This is a genomic window from Sediminibacterium goheungense (assembly GCF_004361915.1).
Taxonomy (GTDB): domain Bacteria; phylum Bacteroidota; class Bacteroidia; order Chitinophagales; family Chitinophagaceae; genus Sediminibacterium; species Sediminibacterium goheungense.
Genome location: NZ_SNWP01000010.1, coordinates 101139 through 115006, shown reverse-complemented (window position 1 = coordinate 115006; position 13868 = coordinate 101139). Strand labels below are relative to the sequence as shown.

The 13868-nt window shown below is 42.8% G+C and carries 15 protein-coding genes; 4 read left to right on the top strand and 11 right to left on the bottom strand.

All coding sequences use genetic code 11. From position 1 onward, the window contains the following. Window positions 1–5 precede the first annotated feature (5 nt). Genes BC659_RS00525 through BC659_RS00515 form a run of 3 tightly spaced genes read left to right on the top strand, consistent with a single transcriptional unit; the run spans window position 6 to window position 3207 of the window. Entirely contained in the window at window positions 6–1763 is a 1758-nt protein-coding gene (locus tag BC659_RS00525; RefSeq protein WP_133472630.1) for a hypothetical protein, read from the top strand. 9 nt (window positions 1764–1772) lie between these two features. Further along, on the top strand, window positions 1773–2291 hold the full coding sequence (locus BC659_RS00520) for a hypothetical protein (protein ID WP_133472629.1): 519 nt from the start codon (window positions 1773–1775) through the stop codon (window positions 2289–2291). A 13-nt stretch (window positions 2292–2304) separates the two neighbouring features. Further along, the gene (locus BC659_RS00515) at window positions 2305–3207 is read left to right on the top strand and encodes a class I SAM-dependent methyltransferase (protein WP_133472628.1); all 903 of its coding nucleotides are present in this window, start codon (window positions 2305–2307) and stop codon (window positions 3205–3207) included. On the opposite strand, the gene BC659_RS00510 is transcribed toward BC659_RS00515, so the two are convergent. The 3 genes from BC659_RS00510 to ychF form a co-directional block, all read right to left on the bottom strand. After that, the gene (locus BC659_RS00510) at window positions 3194–4012 is read right to left on the bottom strand and encodes a glutaminyl-peptide cyclotransferase (RefSeq protein ID WP_133472627.1); all 819 of its coding nucleotides are present in this window, start codon (window positions 4010–4012) and stop codon (window positions 3194–3196) included. The genes BC659_RS00515 and BC659_RS00510 overlap by 14 nt on opposite strands. A gap of 170 nt (window positions 4013–4182) precedes the next feature. After that, the gene (locus BC659_RS00505; RefSeq protein WP_133472626.1) at window positions 4183–5316 is read right to left on the bottom strand and encodes an NAD(P)/FAD-dependent oxidoreductase; all 1134 of its coding nucleotides are present in this window, start codon (window positions 5314–5316) and stop codon (window positions 4183–4185) included. Window positions 5317–5492: 176 nt separating this feature from the next. Further along, window positions 5493–6596, bottom strand: a complete 1104-nt coding sequence (gene ychF, locus BC659_RS00500) for a redox-regulated ATPase YchF (RefSeq protein ID WP_133472625.1) — start codon at window positions 6594–6596, stop codon at window positions 5493–5495. 167 nt (window positions 6597–6763) lie between these two features. On the opposite strand from ychF, the gene BC659_RS00495 reads away from it, so the two are divergent. After that, window positions 6764–7996, top strand: coding sequence for a nucleoside recognition domain-containing protein (locus tag BC659_RS00495; RefSeq protein ID WP_133472624.1), 1233 nt, complete (start codon window positions 6764–6766; stop codon window positions 7994–7996). A 31-nt stretch (window positions 7997–8027) separates the two neighbouring features. Here the strand turns inward: BC659_RS00495 and BC659_RS00490 are convergent, their stop codons facing one another. The 8 genes from BC659_RS00490 to BC659_RS00455 form a co-directional block, all read right to left on the bottom strand. Next, window positions 8028–8735 carry an SIR2 family NAD-dependent protein deacylase gene (locus BC659_RS00490; protein WP_133472623.1) on the bottom strand — a complete coding sequence of 236 codons (708 nt, stop codon included), beginning with the start codon at window positions 8733–8735 and terminating at the stop codon, window positions 8028–8030. Further along, entirely contained in the window at window positions 8702–9574 is an 873-nt protein-coding gene (locus tag BC659_RS00485) for a DUF4349 domain-containing protein (protein ID WP_133472622.1), read from the bottom strand. The genes BC659_RS00490 and BC659_RS00485 overlap by 34 nt, the downstream gene beginning before the upstream one ends. Window positions 9575–9777: 203 nt before the next feature. Beyond that, complete coding sequence (locus BC659_RS00480) at window positions 9778–10188, bottom strand: EVE domain-containing protein (RefSeq protein WP_133472621.1); 411 nt, start codon at window positions 10186–10188, stop codon at window positions 9778–9780. An 18-nt stretch (window positions 10189–10206) separates the two neighbouring features. Further along, window positions 10207–10923: a (Fe-S)-binding protein gene (locus BC659_RS00475; RefSeq protein WP_133472620.1), complete on the bottom strand. Its 717-nt coding sequence runs from the start codon at window positions 10921–10923 to the stop codon at window positions 10207–10209. 12 nt (window positions 10924–10935) lie between these two features. Further along, window positions 10936–11427: a 6,7-dimethyl-8-ribityllumazine synthase gene (gene ribH, locus BC659_RS00470; RefSeq protein ID WP_133472619.1), complete on the bottom strand. Its 492-nt coding sequence runs from the start codon at window positions 11425–11427 to the stop codon at window positions 10936–10938. Beyond that, a complete protein-coding gene (locus tag BC659_RS00465; RefSeq protein WP_133472618.1) occupies window positions 11427–12116 on the bottom strand; it encodes a YfgM family protein in 690 nt (229 codons plus the stop codon). Before BC659_RS00465 ends, ribH begins: the two co-directional genes overlap by 1 nt. A gap of 39 nt (window positions 12117–12155) precedes the next feature. Beyond that, window positions 12156–13151 (bottom strand): pyruvate dehydrogenase (acetyl-transferring) E1 component subunit alpha, encoded by a 996-nt coding sequence (pdhA, locus tag BC659_RS00460; RefSeq protein ID WP_133472617.1) that lies wholly within the window; start codon window positions 13149–13151, stop codon window positions 12156–12158. 173 nt (window positions 13152–13324) lie between these two features. Next, window positions 13325–13795 (bottom strand): hypothetical protein, encoded by a 471-nt coding sequence (locus BC659_RS00455; protein ID WP_133472616.1) that lies wholly within the window; start codon window positions 13793–13795, stop codon window positions 13325–13327. Window positions 13796–13868: the final 73 nt, after the last annotated feature.

Below are 13868 nucleotides of genomic sequence, written 5' to 3'. Positions count from 1 at the left end.
CTTACATGATTCATCAAGCATATAAAGGAATTTTATTGGCAGTAATGCTTTTTACGGTCGTATCATCTGATGCACAGCGCAAACGTACTACACGAAAAGCGAAGCCTAAAAAAACGGTATCTGTGAAGAAAGTAACAGAAACCGCCAAAGAAAATGCAGCAGCACAAACAAACCGTGAGGCATTGGGTGATACGTTGGCGCCGAAAGTGGTAACGGTAACTTCTGCCTTCAAACCTTCTTTAAAGAATGCAGCGAAGATCAATTTTACAGCTGCTTCTCCTTTTGTAGATTCATCCAGAACGCCGGTAACCTATGCTGTACCTTCTCAGAATCTCTTTTTCTCTTATCAGCCTGTACCCATACGTCCACTGGCCTTACCGGTAGATACCGGCTTCCATTGGCAGAATGACCATGCTGTGAAAGTGGGATTAGGTAATTTCAATAGCTTTTTATTATCAGGCGCTTTTTCCTTTGGAGACGGTGTAAAGAGTAATACCATTGTTACAGCCGACTACCTTACTAATAAAGGGAACCTGTTTGCACAGCAATATGCTAATCTGGGACTAAGCGTATTATCAGTTTTCAATACCAATCATAACAATGAGTGGACCACCAAGGCCTGGTATAAAAATACCACCCGATATTTTTATGGTTATGATTCATCATTGTTCAGTTTTTCAAAAGAATCATTGCTAAGAAGATTTAACCATGCAGGCATAGAAGTGGGGCTGCGCAATAAAAAAGCCAATGCTTTCAATATTACCTATGCACCCAGACTAACCCTGCACTATTTCAGCGATAACCGTTCTAATAAAGAATACAATGCAGTATTAAATGCTCCTTTAAAGAAAAAATTTGGAGAACACTTCGCCATCGACCTGGGAATTACCGCTGATATTGCAAAAACAGATTTTGAAGTATTGGGTATTGGCACACGTTTTAAGCAAACCAATAACCTGTTTTATGTAAGTCCATCCGTAGAATATGTCAGCAATGGTTTCCGTTTATCTGCCGGTATCAGACCATCGTGGGACAATAGCAAATATGCCACTTTGCCCAATATAACCGCAGAAGTAAAAGTACCTGAAACCCCATTGGTAGCGGAAGCAGGCTGGCAGGGTTATTTTAATAAAAACAGTTACAGAAGTATTGCCGAGTTTAATCCATGGGTATATACGCCAATGCTCATGCTGATGAATACCAGAGTAATGGAACAGTATGCGGGTATTAAGGGGTCGGCAGGTAATCATCTCACTTACAGGGCAAGATTGTCGTTCCAGCAATTGAATAACCAACCTGTATTCCCCAATTCGGTGGGAGATGGGAAGACTTTTAATGTTTTATATGAATCTACCATGAACGTGGTGCAGATACACGGTGAGTTGGGGTATACGCTACAGGAAAAACTGTCCTTGCTGACAGGTGTTACTTTCCGCCGTTTTTCCAATATGCCATCTTATGAGCCATGGGGGTTATTACCATTTGAACTAACCGGATCGCTTAAGTGGAAAGTGTTAAAAGATCTTCAGTTAAAGGCAGATATGTTTTTCTGGGATGGTAGCAAATACCGCGACCGTAATGTAAATACATTTAAACTAAAACCAGCTGCTGACCTGAACCTGGGAGCTGAGTTTTCGGTGATGCCTAAGCTGAATCTCTGGGTGCAGCTCAATAATGTATTGAATAATAAATACCAGCGCTGGAATCAATATGAGGTATTGGGATTGAATGTTTTGGGCGGAGTTGTATATTCGTTCCGGTAAACCGGATACATGATTCAGGAATTATTGTACAAATACCTTGTTTTAAACGGTCATCTTGGCCTACCCGAAATTGGTCAATTTACCGTTCAACGTAAACCGGCATCAATAGATGCATCCGGTACAGCACTCTTATCACCCACCTATCAGTTGCATTTTGAGCAGCAGGCCGTCCAGGCAGATAAAATTCTGTTTCTTTTTCTGGCACAGGAAACTGAAACAGATGAGGTAACGGTGATCGGTACATTTAATGAATGGATAAAGTCTGTAAAAGATCAGCTTACCCAAAAAGCAACAGCGGAATTACCCTTTATGGGATTATTGCGTAAAACCGAAGCTGGGGAATACCATTTTGAACCGCTGACAACTCATTTGGGACCCACATCGGTTGAACTTCCGCAGGGACATATCTGGCAGGTGGATACAACAGAAGAAACAGCTGATGAAGCGAAGACCGACTCCGGTTGGTGGATATATGCCATCATCTTTTTATTATTAGGCATTGCTGCCATCGCTTATCATTATCTTTAAAGTTTTGAATGGAATGAGTGAATCTTTGATCAATTATCAGCATTGCCCTTTTTGCTACAGCAAAGCCATACATCCGGTATTAGCGGCCAAAGATTATACCGTAAGCCATCGTTCATTTGAAATATGGCATTGTGCTGATTGTACCAATCGTTTTACACAATCGGCTCCTGATTTGATGCATATAGGTCCGTATTACCAATCTGCTGAGTATATATCTCATTCTGATACAGCCAAAGGATTGATTAATCGTTTATACCATTGGGTGCGTTCTTATACCTTGGGTAGTAAGCGAAGAATGATTCAGCGTGTTTGCAGACAAAAACAGGGAGTACTGCTGGACATAGGAGCAGGTACAGGTGCTTTTGCAGCGACCATGCTTCAAGCCGGCTGGAAGGTAACCGGATTAGAGCCAGATAACATTGCAAGAGAAAATGCCAGAACCAAATATGGTATTGAACTGCGCTCAGCAGAAGATATATATACTTTGCCAGAGAACGCTTTTGATGTTATTACACTCTGGCATGTACTTGAGCATGTGCACGACCTGCATGGCTATTTCAAACAGTTTAAAGCGTTACTTAAGCCCACCGGGAAACTGGTAATTGCTGTGCCGAATTATACAAGCAGGGATGGAGAAGTATATGGACAATACTGGGCCGCCTGGGATGTGCCCAGACATCTGTATCATTTCTCTCCGGCAGGTATGCAGAAACTGGCAGAACTGGAAGGGTTTACCATACAATCCATGTATCCGATGTGGTTTGATGCTTTTTATGTATCAATGCTAAGCGAACAATATAAAAATGGGAGCTCCAATTTACCAGGAGCCTTATTAAAAGGATTAGGGTCAAACCTCACCACATTGGGCGATAAACGACGCTGCAGTTCGCTGATCTATGTACTTAGTTTAGTTTGATTTCGTATAAAGCAGGCCATTTTTTTCCGGTGATGTAGAAGCTATTACTGGAGGCATTATAAGCAATACCATTAAGTACATATCCTTGAGAGATATAATATTCTTCATTAACCTGCTGATTGGTTTTCTGTAACAAACCTGCTAAGTCTATACGTCCTTCTACCAGCCCTGTTTCAGGGTTGATTTTTACAATCCAGTCCTTATAATACACATTCGCATACACTTGCCCATTTACATATTCTAGTTCATTCAGACTGGCAAGGTATCCATTGTTATCATAAACGCCGACTGTTTTTTCAATGGCAAAAGTTTCCGGATTTACAAAGTAGAGATTGCTACTTCCAGTGCTAACAATCAACTGTTTCCCATTGTGGGTCAGGCCCCATCCTTCCATGTTCCAATCGAATTCTTTGATCTTCTTGAATGTCGTAAGATCATACACGAAAACCTTGTGCTCTTGATAAGTAAGCTGGTAGATTTTATCATTGAAAATGGTAATTCCTTCTCCAAAATATTCTTTTGCAAGCTCTATTTTCTGGTTGTATTTACCTGATATAAGATCTACTTTCATTAATCGGCTTTCCCCTTCCAAGCCAGTACCCTCATATAATGTATTATTATGCCAGATTAATCCCTGTGTATAGGAACTGGTATCATGCGGGTACACTTTTACAATCGAATAATTCAGATTGGTGGGTGCAGGTATGGCAGCAGTACTCTTATTATTTCCTTCATCTCCATTGTCTTTTTGACCGCCACAACTGCTCAATAAAATAATGGCTGCCAGTATGGTTGATAGTTTCATGGTTGTAAAATTCAGGCTAAAAATAAGGAATCAACAGTAATCTGATTGTTAAAGAGGATAAGTGAGCCATTCTCCTTTTCTTCCGGGAGAAATCTTTCTATGATGTATAATAGAGCTATTGTTATAACTTTTTCTTGCGGGGAGAAGGGGAGAAAAAAGGTTGAGCAGCATCAGGCAAGGATGTCGGCTGCTACTTTTTCTGCGATAACGGGGGTAAGCGCCACACCCATACCATTGCAGGCAATGGCAAGGTAAGCACCCTCTTTTACATAGCCTGTAAATGGACGCTTATCTTTCGTAAAACCCATAATGCCGCTCCAGGCATGTTCTATGGTGTATTGCAGCGAAGGTGCTAAATGTCTGCTAAGAAAAGAAGCCAATGTATTTCTGATGAGATCTGATCCCTTGAAATCTGTTGTGTTTTCACCTGAAAAGTCTGCATTCCTGCCCCCACCTAGTAAAATACGGTTGCCCAGGTGACGCCAGTAATAATAACCCTCGTCAAAATGAAAAGTGCCGATCATGGGTAGATGGTCAATAGGAGAAGTGAGTATGATCTGTCCACGGCCGGGTTCAACCACAGCGGTATCCAGCAGGACATTACTGAATGCATTGGTACAAAATATCAGTTGGGTACCTTTAACAGATGCCTGCTGTTCTCCAATCACTTCAAAATAGGTGGGGTGCCTATGCCATTCTTTTACAGCAAAACCCGATAAGATCGTAACACCTTTTTTCAATAAAAGCTGTGTAAGTGCCTGTACCAGTTTGCCGCTATGCAAGGCAGCTTCTGTTCGGTTCTCTATCAGGGTATCAAAATTTTGTAATCCTAGCCCCTGAAGTTGATCGCCTGCGTATGTAAAAACTGAACGCTGACCGGTAATGTCTTTGAGTAATTTATTTAACTGACTGATCCTGTCATCTAATGCCGGCCAATAGCGTGAATCCTTATTGATACACTCATAACCACCACAATGCTCAAAACCTATAAGATCATCAGGAAAATGCTGTTTAATCTTTTCAATGCCCTTATACCGCATTTCAACCACTTCCAGCATGTCTTTACTACCCATGGTTTCTAAATCGCTCATCAGTTCGGTCGGACTTCCGAAACAGGCAAAGCCTGCATTACGGGTAGAGGCACCCAAAGGCGTGGTGTTTCTTTCAAGGATAAGAATACGGAGAGATGCATTGCGCTCCAGCAATTCTTTGGCTGTCCATAGACCCATTAAACCTGCACCTACAATAATGATATCATGGGGCGCATAAAACGATTCCTGTTCCCAGATTGACAAGCTAGCCATGAGACAAATTTACTAAGTAAGGATTGATTTTTTTGTAAGAAAGCTGAATTGTGCTTTCATCGAAATGAAGGCACAATCTATCCAGACAAATTCATCATAAGACCTCTGTGCCACTCTTTGAAACCCTGTGGTAAAAAAAAACTGCCGACTAAAAGCCGGCAGTTTTTTACGTGTAATTATACGTTGAACCGGAAATGCATTACATCCCCGTCTTTTACGATGTATTCTTTTCCTTCAATCCTGAGTTTGCCGTTTTCTCTGCAGGCAGCTTCACTGCCGTATTTTACGAAATCGTCGTAAGCAATTACTTCAGCCTTGATAAAACCTTTTTCAAAATCAGTATGAATCACACCGGCAGCCTGAGGAGCTTTCCATCCTTTATGGATGGTCCATGCCCTTACTTCCTGTACGCCGGCCGTAAAGTAAGTATCGAGGTTCAGGAGTTTATAAGCACTACGGATCAATCTGTTCAGGGCAGGTTCTGTCATTTTATATTCTTCCATGAACATGAGCTTGTCTTCTTCCACTTCCATTTCTGCAATCTGTGCCTCAATATTATTACACATCACAATCATTTCAGCGCCTTCAGCAGCGGCAACCGCTTTCAGTTGCTCAGAAAATTTGTTACCGGTATGCATACTGGCTTCATCAACATTCGCCACATAAAGAACAGGCTTGTCTGTTAAGAGAAAAAGATCAGCAACTGCTGCTTTTTCTTCTTTGCTTAAGCCTAATGAGTAAATACTTTTTCCGGTTTCGAGGTGTGCTTTGCAACGGGAGAGTATTTCAAATTCAGCTTTTGCTTTCACATCGGTACCTACACGGGCCATTTTTTCTACACGCTGCATTTTCTTTTCTACGCTTTCCAGGTCTTTCAACTGCAGTTCGGTATCAATGATTTCTTTATCGCTAACAGGGTTGATGGCACCTTCATCACGTAATACATTCTCATCTTCAAAACAGCGGATCACATGGATGATGGCATCTACTTCCCTGATATTCCCCAGGAATTTATTACCCAGACCCTCACCCTTACTGGCACCTTTTACAAGACCTGCAATGTCTACAATCTCCATCTGCGTGGGTACAATTCTGTTGGGAACTACCAGTTCAGCCAGTTTTGCCAAACGCTCATCGGGTACATCCACCAAACCCACATTGGGTTCAATGGTACAGAAACGATAGTTACTCGCCTGAGCCTTTGCGCTGTTGCTGACTGCGTTAAAAAGTGTTGATTTTCCAACATTGGGTAAACCTACAATACCTGCTTGTAAAGCCATAATCCATTTTTTCGAGCCGCAAATATAGCGTTTTTAGGGGGAGATTAGTGAGTAGTTAACAGTGAGTAGTGAGTAGATGGGGAAACGATCATAATTCTAAAGTTTCTTACTCACTGCTGACCACTCACTACTCACTATTCACTATTTTCACCTTCTAATTCAACCCCATGGCCCTTAACATTGTATGGATCGCATTTTTTGTGATTGCGTTTGTGATTGCGCTGTATAAGTTTATTTTCCTGCACGATACAGATATCTTTAAGACATTGGTAGATGGTATGTTCGACAGTGCTAAAAGTTCTGTGGTGGATGTGGCATTCCCTTTAACGGGCGCCATGGTCTTTTTCCTGGGATTGATGAATATTGCCGAAAAAGCAGGTGCCATTAATTGGTTGGCGAGAATATTGAACCCTTTTTTGAAGCGTCTGTTTCCGGAAGTACCCGAGAAACACCCTGCAATGGGCCAAATGGTTATGAATTTCAGTGCCAATATGCTGGGGCTGGATAATGCGGCTACACCCTTTGGGTTAAAAGCCATGGAAGGACTGCAGTCGATTAATCCGGATAAAGAGAAAGCCTCCAATGCACAGATCATGTTTCTGGTATTACATACCAGTGGACTCACTCTCATTCCGTTAACCATTATTTCATACCGGCTTGCAGCAGGTTCCAAAGAAGCAGCCAGTATTTTCATACCCCTGGTGCTGGCTACCATTTGTACCACACTGGCATCCATATTTGTGGTTGGTTTTAAGCAGAAGCTAAAATGGGATCGTGTAATGCTGGGCTGGATCGGTAGCATGCTGTTGCTGGTGGCGCTCATGTTATATTGGGTACAGGGTATGGCTCCGGAACAAAGAGAAGTATTCAGTAAAATAACAGGTAACCTGCTCTTGCTGTTAATTGTGGTAACCATTATTCTGGGTGCCGTATGGAAAAAGGTAAATGTATTTGATGCCTTCATTGAGGGCGCCAAAGGTGGGTTCGATGTAATCATAAAAATCATTCCATACCTCGTTGGTATGCTGGTGGCCATCCGTATTTTCCGCGATAGTGGTGCATTGGGTTATATGGTAGAAGGCATAACATGGCTGTTGATGCAGACAGGTGTCAATACCGATTTCACGTCTGCATTGCCTGTTGCCATCATGAAGCCGTTCAGTGGCAGTGGGGCAAGGGGATTGATGCTGGATGCCATGCAGGTACACGGTCCTGATTCTTTTGTGGGTAAACTGGCTTCCACTTTCCAGGGTTCAGCCGATACAACTTTTTATATCATCGCCCTTTATTTTGGTAGTGTAGGTATCAAGAAAGTGCGTTACGCCATCTGGGCAGGTATGCTGGCAGATATCATAGGCGTTATCATGGCCATCATCATCGGATATATATTCTTTCATTAGCCTGTGGTCTATGGCTAATAGCTAACGGCTCTTATAATAGCTGCTTCAGTTTCGCAACACCTGCCGATGCTGTGGCTTCAATACGGGTAAGATTGGGTATGGCTCCCGTTTGAGGTATATGTTTGTCGATGATGTATTTGGGAATATGCTTCGGTGCCATTTCAAGTAAGCCCGCGGCAGGGTATACCACCAGCGATGTGCCAATGACCACAAAAATGTCGGCCTGTGAGGTAATGCTTGCTGCTTCGGAAATCATCGGCACAGGTTCTTCAAACCATACAATATAGGGTCTGAGCTGATGCCCGTCTCCAGCCGTATCCCCTAACTGTATATCACCCCTGATATCATAGATCAATGATTCGTCGTATTCACTCCTCATTTTAAAAATCTCACCATGAAGGTGAAGCACTTTACTGCTGCCACCACGTTCATGCAGGTCATCGATATTCTGGGTAATAATATGTACATCAAAATCAGCTTCCAGATCCGCAAGCCCGTTATGAGCTGCATTGGGTTGTGCAGCAGCAATATCTCTCCTGCGGAGGTTATAAAAGTCAAGTACCAGTGCAGGGTTTTTCTTCCAGCCCTTGGGGGAAGCCACTTCATAAATATCGTGGCCCTCCCAGAGTCCATCGCTGTCGCGAAAAGTTTTGATACCACTTTCTGCACTGATACCGGCTCCTGTGAGTACCACCAGTTTGGGTTTTATTTTTTGACGGTCTGAAGTTTTCGTTTCCATAAGAAGCCAATTAGTAGGCCTATTAAAATTAAGGGCCATAAACGAATACCAAAGAGAATTATTTCCAGTAAAATATTACCGCCATCAGCCAGACCTTCTTTGATGCGTGGCCAGATTGCATTGGGTTTCTGCGTTTCAGGTATAGCTGTGAGTAAAGAGTAATAGGTGAGGTGGATGGTGCTGTAAGAAGTTTGGTGTGAGAGATAATTGAGCCTGCCGGCAGCCGATTCGAGTTCTTCCTGTATAGCATTGATTTCCTGCTCCACTTTTAATACATCATCCATTTTTTTGGCCTGTTGCAATAACTGAACATAACGATCCCTGATTTTTTTCCGGGCCTCTATTCTCGACCTGCTGTCATACATGTCAGCCGTAACATCTTCTGTACTGATATTTTTTTGTACAATACGATTGCTGTCAGTACCTACATGACCCAGCAATGATTCAAAATAGATAACCGGTACTTTAATGGTCATCAGGTTTTGTTTTCTGTCTTCAGAAAAAAGTTGCTCTTCTGCAGCAATATAGGCTCCGTATTTCTTCAATGTTGATCTGATATCCTGATCAAAGCGGTTATAGTTGCCGGCTTCAACAGTAATGTTGGCAGTCTTGATCAATTTTTTATCCCAATCCTGAAAACTAGGAGGATCAGTTGTTTTTTCTTTCTGTAATTCATCGGGTACCATTTGCGGTGGCGTATAGGCTGTATCTACAGTTGCTACTTCCGTAAGCTCAATATCTGCAGTAGTTGTTTTCTCCTTTAGTTGATCGGCACCTGATCTGTTACAGGCAATAGATAGCAGTATGGCCACACAGGCCATGTAGGGGATGGTCTTCATAAATTTTGTTTTTAATGAGATGCAGTGAAGAAAAAAATGCACAGGCCTGTAGCTATGAATACCACAGACCACAGGAAAGTAACCCAATAAAATCTGTTAAAAGATAACCCTGCGCAATCTTCGTTTCCTCCGTTCTCTGCGGTGAATATTCGGGTAAGTTCACCGCAGTGAACAGGGGTGAACGGGGATCATCAAAGGGGGAATCATTTAGTACCGGAAAGTTCCATGATAATTTTCCATTCTTCATCTGTAACAGGTTGTACAGATAAACGGCCCAGACGTACAAGTGCCATGTTGGCAAGTCTTTTATCAGTCTTGATTTCAGCAAGTCCGACTGGCTTTTTCAATTTTTTAAAAGGAGCAAAATCAACTGCCGACCAGGTTTCATCATCAATGGTAGGATCGGGATACGCTTCTTTGATCACTTTCGCAATACCCACAATTTCCAATCCTTCATTGCTGTGGTACCAGAAAGCCAGATCACCTTTTTTCATGGCACGCAGGTTATTGCGTGCGGCATAATTGCGAACACCATCCCAGAAAGTGGATTTGTCTTTTTCAAACTGATCCCAGCTATACTTAAAGGGTTCAGATTTAATGAGCCAGTAAGCCATACAAATAGGTTGAATGATTTAGAATGAAGCGAGTACATCTGCCAGATGCAATACCTGTAACCCGGTGCCTTTGTGTTTTATACAACCATCAATATGCATCAGGCAACTCATATCAGTACTGATGATATATTCTGCACCTGTAGCAGTTGCATTCGTAATTTTCTGATCGCCCATGGCAATACTGATGGGTTCAAACTTAACCGCAAAACTACCACCAAAGCCACAGCAGGTTTCATTGTCAGCCATCTCCACCAGTTCCAATCCTTTCACATGTTGCAGGAGTTTACGGGGTTCCTGCTTTAGTCCACATTCACGTAATGCCGCACAGCTGTCGTGATAGGTTACTTTGCCGGTAAAACTGGCACCAAGGTCTTCTGTTTTGAGAATATTGACCAGGAAATCAGACAATTCAAAAATGCGACTGCTGATTTTTTTTGCGGCTTGCTGTTGTGCGGATTGTTCATAGAGTTTACTGTAATAGTTTTTTACAAAACCTACACAACTGGCACTCGGTGCAACGATATAATCAGCTCCGCTGAAGTCCTGCATGAATTTATTACAAACATCTTTCGCCTCGCCCCAGAAACCAGCGTTGAAGGCGGGCTGCCCACAACAGGTCTGGTTAGCATTGTAGCTTACTTCGCAACCTGCTTTCTCCAATACTTTTACCATATTGAAAGCAACAGTAGGGTAGAGCTGGTCTATAAAACAGGGTATAAAGATTTGTACACGCATGTGAGTTGAATGTCAGGACTTTTGATTCATCAATTTACGGTTCAATGCAATCATTTTAATAGCTGTAATAGCAGCTTCCTCTCCTTTATGTCCATGTTTGCCACCCACTCTTTCTATAGCCTGCTGTTCATTGTCAACTGTTAATACTCCAAAGATAACAGGTACATCGAGGCTAAGGTTCAGTTGCAGTACACCATCGGTTACAGATTTACACACATAATCAAAATGCGGGGTGTCGCCCCGAATCACAGTGCCCAGTGTTATATAGGCATCGGGTAATTGTTTGCTGTAAGCATAATGGTTCTTTACCGCAAATGGAATTTCAACCGCCCCGGGTACCACAATGCTGGTAACCTTGACCCCCTGTGTCTTGCACACTTTCTTCACCCCAGCTTCCAGCTTATTGATGATATACGCGTTCCATTCGGTTTTAACGATAACAACAAAGGCATCCTTTAGGGTAGGGATGCCTTTGTTTACTGAGGTATTTCCTTTTGTTGCCATTAGTTAGCTCCCAGGTCGTTTTTTTCAATGCTTAAACGATAGATATATCTGTCGGCCTGAAAACCTTTATCGGTTTTAGGGAATTTTTCTTTGATCTCCTTGTATAGCGCCAATGCTTCATCATTCTTACCTTTTGTTTCGAGCAGGAGTGCTGCACGGAAAAGGTATTCAGCAGAGTTATTATCGTCTTTATCAAAGGTGCTGCCCGCTTTTTTATAGTAGCTGATCGCATCATCGGTTTTGTTCTGCTCAGCACAAGCATCGCCCAATGCACCATAGGCCAACAGTTGAATCTGTTTTGCATCGGTTGAGAAATCTTTCAGGTACTTAACGGCGTTATTGAAGTCGCCCAGTTTCAGGTAGCTTACACCTGCATAAAAATGTGCAAGGTTGGCAGCTTTGGTACCACTGAAATTTTTAATAACGTATAGTGCACCGCGGGTCTGACCATCACCATTCAGTGCCAGGTTAGAAGAGTCCATACGGAAATACTCTTCTGCTTTGAATAAAGCTTCAGCCGCTTTTTCTTCCTTTGGCTTAACGATGTATTCGTTATAACCAAACCAGCCGGCAATACCTATTACTACAACGGCAACAGCGCCGATAATTATTTTTTGGTATTGTTGCCAGAAACCCTGCGCTTTTGCCAGGGGCTGATGTTCTTGCGTCACTTCGTGCTTATCACTCATGGGAGAAAATTATTCGGGTTATTATGTGTTGGTTGAAAATTAATCTACAATAAATGGATAGTTCTGATCGATATACACATCCTTTAATACTTCGCTGTCATCGGGCCATGGGCTTTCTTCTGCAAAGCGAACGCTTTCTTCCACCACGGCATCAATACGGGTATCAATGGCATTCAGGAACTCTTCTGTAGCAAAACCATTGTCCAGAATGGTTTTACGCACCTGTGTGAGCGGATCCTGTTCTTTGTATTCATCCACCTCTTCCTTGGTACGGTATTTCTGGGGATCAGAAATCGAGTGACCTTTATATCGGTAGGTTTTCATTTCAAGCAGGGTAGGCCCATCGCCCTGTCTCGCTCTTTTTACGGCTCTTGCTACGCCTTCGTGTACAGCTTCAGCCGACATACCATCGATTTTATCAGCGGGCATATCGTACGCATCTGCCAGTTTATAGATATCGGTTACGTTACTGGTACGTTCAATAGAAGTACCCATGGCGTAGTTATTATTCTCGCAGATGAAAATGACTGGTAGTTTCCAGGTCATAGCCAGGTTAAAGGTTTCATGGAGCATACCTTGTCTGGCAGCACCATCACCAAAATAGCAGAGTACCACATTCTGTGAACCCCTGTATTTCTCGGCAAAAGCCAGTCCTGCACCGGTACCAATCTGGGCACCTACAATACCGTGACCACCAAAGAATTTGTGTTCCACACTGAAAAAGTGCATACTACCACCTTTTCCTTTCGCACAACCGGTTGCTTTACCATACAGTTCAGCCATACAGGCATTGGCACTAACGCCTTTTGCCAGGGCCAGACCATGGTCGCGGTAGGCAGTAATAAAGGGGTCATCCTGCTGGGTAGCAGTCATACAGCCTGCAGCAATGGCTTCCTGGCCTACATAGGCATGGAAAAAACCACGGATCTTACCCGCCATTTTATACATTTCCTCGGCTTTCAGTTCAAACTGACGGATAAGCTGCATCAGCTCATACCAGTATAGATAAGTTTCTTTAGAAAATTTGGTTGGCACTTGGTCAAATTTTGAGGAGCAAATATAGGGGTTATGTGGCAAAAATGAATGAGCAGCCCCGGAGGGGAATAAGAAATAAGGAATAAGAAATATGGAATATGAAATGAGGAAGTGGGGCGAAATGGCGGGGCACAAAATTGTACCCGGTCTTTCCGACTTTTGGTCTTCCGGACTCAAATAACCATTTCCTCGATCTCAAAATCCATTTTTGGTAGCGGTACCGATTCAATCAACTGATCTTCCAGTAATAGGGCAAAGGTTTCAAAATAGAGAATAACGTCTTCACGCTGGTTGCGTTTGAGCCAGCGAAAGCCACCGGGAAGGGCATTGAGTACCTGCCGGTCGTCGAGGTATTCGAGGTGGTGAATATCGGTAGGGGTTAGCCCCGCATCCTGTAACTTTTTTAGTAAAAGACTAACGGGTGCATTGGTAACACCACAATAGTCTTCCGCCAGTTCTGTCCATTCACCGATGCCCGAATGGGCATACGTAAGTATTTCTTCTTTTGATAAATCTGTTATTACCTGCAAGAGATTGCCGCAGTTGCAGGCACCATGGTTACCCCAGGCATAGGGTGCTCCATTTTTTAAACGGGTAGCGGTGGTTCTCAGCGCTGCTATCAGCTCAATATTCGGGTTTGCCATATTGAAAACTACTTTTTATTCATAACAAATGTAAAAATTGATTGGTTCTCCGATCCACAGGTTTATAGGCAGA

Coding starts and splice junctions, on each gene's coding strand:
- BC659_RS00525 (WP_133472630.1), top strand. CDS start 6: ATGATTCATCAAGCATATAAAGGAATTTTATTGGCAGTAATGCTTTTT.
- BC659_RS00520 (WP_133472629.1), top strand. CDS start 1,773: ATGATTCAGGAATTATTGTACAAATACCTTGTTTTAAACGGTCATCTT.
- BC659_RS00515 (WP_133472628.1), top strand. CDS start 2,305: ATGAGTGAATCTTTGATCAATTATCAGCATTGCCCTTTTTGCTACAGC.
- BC659_RS00510 (WP_133472627.1), bottom strand. CDS start 4,012: ATGAAACTATCAACCATACTGGCAGCCATTATTTTATTGAGCAGTTGT.
- BC659_RS00505 (WP_133472626.1), bottom strand. CDS start 5,316: ATGGCTAGCTTGTCAATCTGGGAACAGGAATCGTTTTATGCGCCCCAT.
- ychF (WP_133472625.1), bottom strand. CDS start 6,596: ATGGCTTTACAAGCAGGTATTGTAGGTTTACCCAATGTTGGAAAATCA.
- BC659_RS00495 (WP_133472624.1), top strand. CDS start 6,764: ATGGCCCTTAACATTGTATGGATCGCATTTTTTGTGATTGCGTTTGTG.
- BC659_RS00490 (WP_133472623.1), bottom strand. CDS start 8,735: ATGGAAACGAAAACTTCAGACCGTCAAAAAATAAAACCCAAACTGGTG.
- BC659_RS00485 (WP_133472622.1), bottom strand. CDS start 9,574: ATGAAGACCATCCCCTACATGGCCTGTGTGGCCATACTGCTATCTATT.
- BC659_RS00480 (WP_133472621.1), bottom strand. CDS start 10,188: ATGGCTTACTGGCTCATTAAATCTGAACCCTTTAAGTATAGCTGGGAT.
- BC659_RS00475 (WP_133472620.1), bottom strand. CDS start 10,923: ATGCGTGTACAAATCTTTATACCCTGTTTTATAGACCAGCTCTACCCT.
- ribH (WP_133472619.1), bottom strand. CDS start 11,427: ATGGCAACAAAAGGAAATACCTCAGTAAACAAAGGCATCCCTACCCTA.
- BC659_RS00465 (WP_133472618.1), bottom strand. CDS start 12,116: ATGAGTGATAAGCACGAAGTGACGCAAGAACATCAGCCCCTGGCAAAA.
- BC659_RS00455 (WP_133472616.1), bottom strand. CDS start 13,795: ATGGCAAACCCGAATATTGAGCTGATAGCAGCGCTGAGAACCACCGCT.